General features: G+C 63.1%; 6 protein-coding genes. 5 read left to right on the top strand and 1 reads right to left on the bottom strand.

Annotated features, from left to right (window positions below):
* On the bottom strand, positions 1-758 hold a 758-nt coding region (locus EOD15_RS27090), incomplete at its 3' end, for a beta-ribofuranosylaminobenzene 5'-phosphate synthase family protein (RefSeq protein WP_127409007.1).
* Between the two features lie 156 nt (positions 759-914).
* Here EOD15_RS27090 and EOD15_RS27095 point away from each other — a divergent pair.
* From EOD15_RS27095 to EOD15_RS27115, 5 genes are all read left to right on the top strand, one after another.
* Positions 915-1,295 carry a 4a-hydroxytetrahydrobiopterin dehydratase gene (locus EOD15_RS27095; RefSeq protein ID WP_027036898.1) on the top strand — a complete coding sequence of 127 codons (381 nt, stop codon included), beginning with the start codon at positions 915-917 and terminating at the stop codon, positions 1,293-1,295.
* A gap of 343 nt (positions 1,296-1,638) precedes the next feature.
* The gene (locus EOD15_RS27100; protein WP_245463774.1) at positions 1,639-2,502 is read left to right on the top strand and encodes a tungsten formylmethanofuran dehydrogenase; all 864 of its coding nucleotides are present in this window, start codon (positions 1,639-1,641) and stop codon (positions 2,500-2,502) included.
* Positions 2,496-4,127, top strand: coding sequence for a formylmethanofuran dehydrogenase subunit A (locus EOD15_RS27105; RefSeq protein ID WP_127409009.1), 1,632 nt, complete (start codon positions 2,496-2,498; stop codon positions 4,125-4,127). Before EOD15_RS27100 ends, EOD15_RS27105 begins: the two co-directional genes overlap by 7 nt.
* Positions 4,115-5,023, top strand: a complete 909-nt coding sequence (fhcD, locus tag EOD15_RS27110) for a formylmethanofuran--tetrahydromethanopterin N-formyltransferase (RefSeq protein ID WP_127321907.1) — start codon at positions 4,115-4,117, stop codon at positions 5,021-5,023. Before EOD15_RS27105 ends, fhcD begins: the two co-directional genes overlap by 13 nt.
* On the top strand, positions 5,020-5,804 hold a 785-nt coding region (locus tag EOD15_RS27115; protein WP_127409010.1), incomplete at its 3' end, for a formylmethanofuran dehydrogenase subunit C. The genes fhcD and EOD15_RS27115, both read left to right, overlap by 4 nt.

Genomic DNA, 5,804 nt, shown 5'->3' on the forward strand with positions numbered 1-5,804 from the left:
GCCGCCATCTCGACCCGCTTCGAGGTGAACACGCCGCCCTGCGCCGGGGCGAAATGGCTGCCGATCAGCATCTGTATCGCGGTGACGGCGGCGCCGAATGCCGGAAGGTCCCGCTCGACCAAAGCCGGCATAATGCCCATCAGCACCCTCCGGCAGATCTCCCCGCTGCCTGCCGTTGGGAATGGCGGCAGCGAACGAAACGCCGCGACCGCGGCAGCGCCATGCAGTCCATGCCCGGAATGGTCGAGGATGAGGATGACGCGCCACTCTTCCGGAAACGGCAGCCGCGCGACGACCGGAGGCGTTCCGCCGCGGTCGTTCTTGCCGGCGTCGACTATGACGCCGCCATCTTCGAAACTTGCGATGCCGATGCCGGATCGGCCGCCCCGCTCGAGCAGGCTCGCGTCGCCGGCGATATCCAGAGGCAAATTATGGAGAGTGCGCAACGCCGAGGCGACGGCAAGGGCGATCTGCGTGCCGGACCCCAGACCCGCATGACTGGGGATCGACTGCTCGACCACCAGATGGTGCTGGCCGCGAATGCCGAGATGCTTGCAGAGCGTCGACAGATGCTCGCTGGCGCGGGTGCTCTCGGAGCCTTCGACGATGGTTTCGCCGGACCGCGACAGGGTGACGACGGTTTCGGGTTCGCTCAATGGAAGCCCGACGCTGCCGAACCGCCGTCCGGCATCGCCATTGAGATCAAGGAAGCCAAGGTGCAGGCGAGCGGGCACTCGTATGGTAACAGAATTCGACATCTGCCCCCCGATGGGTGCATCATGGATGCATCATGGAAGTTTAGGTGCCCGGTACCATGATAACTGTTTTCGTCGATGGGGCAAGCCAAAGAGAATGCATCCACGTGTTTGCTGGCTCCGGCGTGTAGACAGACCGAGCAATTCGCGGAGGTCGAGATGAACGAGACAGTCAAGGAAAAGGTCTATTCGGAAGCCGAGATCGCCGAGCGGCTTGAGAAGGAGCTGCCAAAATGGCGCTACGAAAACGGCTGGATCCGGCGCAAATACAAGACCCACAGCTGGAAATCGACGCTGATGGTCATCAACACGGTTGGCCATCTCGCCGAGGCGGCGTGGCACCATCCCGATATCACCGCCTCCTATGCCTGGGTCGAGGTGCGCCTGATGAACCACGCGGCGAAAGGCATTACCGACAAGGATTTCGAGTTGGCGAAAAAGATCGAGGATGTTGTCCAGTGGCAGCCGGCCAAGGAAGGCGGGGCGCTGGAGGGCACTCCGCTGACCGATCAACGCTTCGCTTACGTCAAATATGACTAAGCAGGGTCGGAATTTGTTGATAGCGTATGAAAACATTCGCTGATCCGCTGCGAGGTGGGGTTCACGGCCAATCCAGTTTCGTCTAGGATCGTGGCGGCACCAGAAAGTAGTTTAGCGAATGGCGGTTGCTTGGATCGGCAACCGGGAAGCGCTGATTGAGCGCGCGGCTGCGCATGCCGCGTCGCTACTGTCGTCAAGTCGGTGCCCGGTTTTCAGCTTTGATACGGATATAGACGGCACGAGGGCGGCGATCGCGCTGGCTGAGAGGGCTGGCGCGGCATACGACCATGCCGATGGCGCGGCACTTGCCCGGGAGACTGCGCTTTTTACGGACAAGGGGGCAATGACCGTCGCCCCCGGAGAGACGCGCCGGCGTGCCGATGTCGTGGTGATCGTGGGCGAGCTCCCGCGGATCCATCATGGTCTTGTTGGCGAACTCGCCGGGACGGTTCCCGACCTCTCGACCGTGAACCAGCGCGCGTTCTTCGTGGTAGGCCCGAACGGGATGTCTGTGCCGCCGCTGAACGGCGGCCGCGAGGCAACGCGACTTTCCTGTGGCCAAGCTAGCCTCGCCGCCACGCTGGCGGCACTGAGAGCACAGTACAAAGGGCGGCGTACATCGCAACCGGTGTCGAATTTCAATGATTTCGCCAAAGCTCTGGCGGCCGCGCGTTTTCCCGTGTTCCTGTTTTCAGGCCACGCCGCCGAAGGCCTGGCATTGGAGATGCTGCAAGGACTGATCGCCGATCTCAATCGCAAATCGCGCGCATCCGGCCTTCATCTGCCGGCGAACGAAAACGGGTGGGGTAGCACGCTCGCCTCGGCCTGGATGACAGGTTTTCCGCTGCGTACCGGCTTTGCGCGCGGTTTCCCGGAATTCGATCCCTGGCGCTGCGATGTGGCGCGCATGATCGCTGCCGGCGAAGCCGACCTGCACCTGCGGATCTCCGCCGCAACGGCCCAGCCGAAGGAAAAAAAGCGCCGCATGGCGCTGATTGTGCTGACGAAAACGGAAAAGCCGGTTGCCGGCGCCGCAGTCACCATCGCTATCGGCGAGGCTGGGGTCGATCACGATGCGGTTGTCTATTCCAGCCGCACGGGCTCGCTCAGGTCGACCGAGGCGCAAGCGGCCTCGCAATTGCCCTCCGCCGCGACGATCATCCGCCTGATCGCTACCCACGCTTTCGCCGAGCCACTGCCATGCTGACGAAAATCGCCGGCGGCGACATCATCGATCCCGTCAACGGCCGTCTCGGCAAAGGCGACCTCTGGATCAAGGACGACAAGATCGTCCCGGCGCCGGCGGGAGGGGCGGCCGACCGGACCATAGAAGCCAGCGGCTGCATCGTAATGGCTGGCGCCATCGACATCCACTCCCACATCGGTGGCGGCAATGTGAACACCGCGCGGCTGCTCTTGCCCGAACAGCATGCCGCCCATCAGCTGAGGCCAGCAATGACGCCGCTCTCCAATGCCGGCTGGTCGACGTTCCAGACGGGCTGCCTCTACGCAAAGATGGGCTTTACGACGGTGGTCGAGCCGGCGATGTCGCCGGGAGCGGCGCTTCACACGCATCTCGAACTGGCTGACATCCCGATCATCGACAAAGCGACGCTTGCCATTCTCGGCAATGACGATTTCCTGTTGTCGATGATCCGCGACGACGCCCCCTCGACGATGATCGAGGACTATGTCGCCTGGACGGTCGCTTCGACGCGAGCGCTTGGGGTCAAGGTGATCAACGCCGGTGCGGCGGCCGCCTTCAAGGAGAACGTCCGCACCTTCTCGCTGGACGATGTCGTGCCTTCCTATGGTGTCAGTTCGCGCAAGATCGTCAAGACGCTGCAGGCCGCCGTCGACAGTCTTGGCCTGCCGCATCCCCTGCATGTCCATTGCAACAATCTGGGCAGCCCCGGATCGGCGGATACGGCGGCTGCGACGATCGCAGCGGCGGATGGGCTGCCGCTGCATCTCGCCCACCTCCAGTTCTATGGCTATGGCACGGAAGGAAAACGCGGGTTTTCCTCTGCCGCCGCACGGCTTGCCGAACTGGTCAACGCGACGCCGGAAGTCACCATCGATATCGGCCAGGTCATGTTCGGCCAGACGGTCACGGTCTCCTCCGACGTCATGCGGCAGTTTTCGGCGCGTGGCAGCGCGCACCCGAAAAAGACCGTCATTCATGATGGTGACGGCAATGGCGGCGGCATCGTGCCCTACAGCTATGGCAAGGACTTCTACGGCACGATGCAGTGGGCGATCGGGCTCGAGCTTTTTCTCCTGATCGACGATCCCTGGCGTGTGTTCTTCACCACCGACCATCCCAACGGTGCACCTTTTACCGCTTATCCGGCGCTGTTCGAACTGCTGATGAGCCGGGAAGCGCGCGCCGAAATGACCGCTGGACTTTCACGATCCGCCCTGGCGCTCTCTACCCTGGCCGCAATCGACCGCGAATACACGTTCGAGGAAATCGCCATCATGACGCGCGCGGCGCCGGCCAAGCTGCTCGGCTTGACGGATCGAGGCCATCTCGGCGCCGGTGCAACAGCCGACATCGCTGTCTATCGCAGGGACCGCAGTATCGCGAAAATGCTCGGACAGGCGGCGTATGTTTTCAAGGATGGCGATCTCGTCGTGCAAGACGGGGAAATCATCCATTACCGCTGGGGCAAGGCATTGAGGCTCAAGCCGCCTGTCGACAAGGCAATGGTGCGACGGCTCGAGGACTATCACCAGCAGCGCTACGGCCTGTCGCTGGACTGGTTCAATTTTCCGGATTCCGCGATTGCGCGCGAACAGCCATTCGGCGAGGTGCCATGCCGAACATGAGCGTCAATGGGATGACGATCGACGATACCTTCGCGGAAGCCTTCGGCATGCGCGCAACCGCCATCGTCATCACCGCGCCGAGCCGGAAATGGGCTCGCCAGGCGGCGATCACGATGTCCGGCTTCGCCACCTCGGTGATCGGTTGCGGCTGCGAAGCGGCAATCGATCTCGACCTGCCGCCCTCGGCCACACCGGATGGCCGGCCGGGCTGCCGCGTCATGATCTTCGCGATGGGAACGGACGAATTGCAGAAGCAACTGCTTAATCGTGTCGGCCAGTGCGTTTTGACCTCGCCGGGTTCCGCCTGCTTTGCCGGGCTGCAGGGCAGCGCCGAGCTCAAGCTCGGTTCGGCGCTGCGTTATTTCGGCGACGGCTGGCAAATCTCCAAGAAGATCGGCGACAGGCATTTCTGGCGTATTCCCGTCATGGATGGCGAGTTCCTGTGCGAAGCAACGACCGGACTGACGAAGGAAGCTGTCGGTGGCGGCAATTTCTTTGTCATGGCGCAAAGCAGCGCCAACGCTTTGGCCGCTGCCGAGGCCGCGGTCGCTGCGATCGGCATGGTGCCTGGCGCCATCGTGCCGTTTCCGGGCGGCATTGCCCGTTCGGGTTCCAAGATAGGTGGCAAATACAAAGGCATGATCGCTTCGGCCAACGAAGCCTACGCGCCAACGCTGCGCGGCGTCGTCGCGAGTGAGCTCGGTCCCGACGTCAACGCCGTCCTGGAAATCGTCATCGATGGTGAAACCAATGATGCAGTTGCCGCCGCGATGAAGGCAGGCGTCAAGGCTGTCATAGAGCTCGGACCGAAAAAAGGCGCGGTTCGGATCAGCGCCGGCAACTACGGCGGCAAGCTCGGGAAATTCATCTACTCGCTGAAGGATATGCTGCCATGAAGGCGCTGACCTTCACCCTGGTTGCCGAGCCGCCGGAGCGCCTTGACCTGTCGCCGCTGACGCCGGAGCGGCTGGCCGGGATCGAAAGGCGCGACGTCGAAAGAATCCAGATCGGCATGTCGAAGCACGGATCGAAGGTGGGCGACATTTTTCGCGTCGCCGGCAGCGATCCGACAAGCATCGTGTTCGAAGGCGGAAGCACGCGCCTTGACCTTGTGGCGCAAGGCATGCGGGGCGGGTCGGTCCGCCTCGTTGGCAATGCCGGCGCCCAGGCCGGGCGCGCCATGCGCGGTGGCAAGCTCATGATCGAAGGCAATGCGGGTCCATACGCCGGCTCCGGTATGCGTGGCGGCAGGCTTGAGATAACAGGCAATGCTGGCGACCACCTCGGTGCGCCGCTCGTCGGGGAACTGGCCGGCATGAACGGCGGTGTGTTGATCGTCAGGGGCAAGGCGGGCGCCTTCGCGGCGGACCGCATGCGGCGCGGCCTGATCGCGGTGCTGAAAGGCTCCGGCGACCATGCCGGCAGCCGCATGATCGCCGGCACCCTGGTGGTGGCCGGTGGCACCGGTGAGATGCCCGGTTATTTGATGCGTCGCGGTTCGATCATTCTCGATCGCACGCCGGCACGCATGTCGCCGAGCTTCGTCGAATGCGGCGCGCCCGAGAGCGTTTTCGCCGGCATCATCGATCGTCATCTGATCGCCGAGGGCATTTTGAAACGGCCGCTTCTGGGGAGCGCACCGCGCAAATATGGCGGGGATAACGCAGTGCTCGGAAT

The organism is Mesorhizobium sp. M7A.T.Ca.US.000.02.2.1 (assembly GCF_003996995.1).
GTDB lineage: Bacteria > Pseudomonadota > Alphaproteobacteria > Rhizobiales > Rhizobiaceae > Mesorhizobium.

Coding starts and splice junctions, on each gene's coding strand:
- EOD15_RS27095 (WP_027036898.1), top strand. CDS start 915: ATGAACGAGACAGTCAAGGAAAAGGTCTATTCGGAAGCCGAGATCGCC.
- EOD15_RS27100 (WP_245463774.1), top strand. CDS start 1,639: ATGACCGTCGCCCCCGGAGAGACGCGCCGGCGTGCCGATGTCGTGGTG.
- EOD15_RS27105 (WP_127409009.1), top strand. CDS start 2,496: ATGCTGACGAAAATCGCCGGCGGCGACATCATCGATCCCGTCAACGGC.
- fhcD (WP_127321907.1), top strand. CDS start 4,115: ATGCCGAACATGAGCGTCAATGGGATGACGATCGACGATACCTTCGCG.